The 244-nt window shown below is 62.3% G+C and carries 1 protein-coding gene; it reads left to right on the top strand.

Annotated features, from left to right (window positions below; all coding sequences use genetic code 11):
* The coding region (locus tag ACI77D_RS29440; protein ID WP_407018119.1) for an immunoglobulin-like domain-containing protein at positions 1-244 on the top strand (244 nt) is incomplete at both ends.

Below are 244 nucleotides of genomic sequence, written 5' to 3'. Positions count from 1 at the left end.
ACCGGTTAACACCACCGTGACCGATACACCGGGCACCACCGACCTCACCAGCGTCACGCTGACCGCACCAAGCGCAGTCAACGAAGGCGGCCAGATCACCTACACCGCGACCTTGAGCAACAAGGCCGGCACCGACATGGTGGTCCAGCTCGATAACGGCGCCAGCATCACCATCAAGCAAGGTGCGACCGTGGGCACGGTGACTGTCCCAGCGCCAAGCGATGACGTGTTCATCGACAAGAGC

The sequence above is a fragment of the Pseudomonas sp. O39 genome, assembly GCF_045447295.1.
GTDB lineage: Bacteria > Pseudomonadota > Gammaproteobacteria > Pseudomonadales > Pseudomonadaceae > Aquipseudomonas > Aquipseudomonas antarctica_A.
The sequence above is the reverse complement of the archived record's forward strand: the minus strand, read 5'-3'. Positions and strand labels throughout refer to the sequence as shown.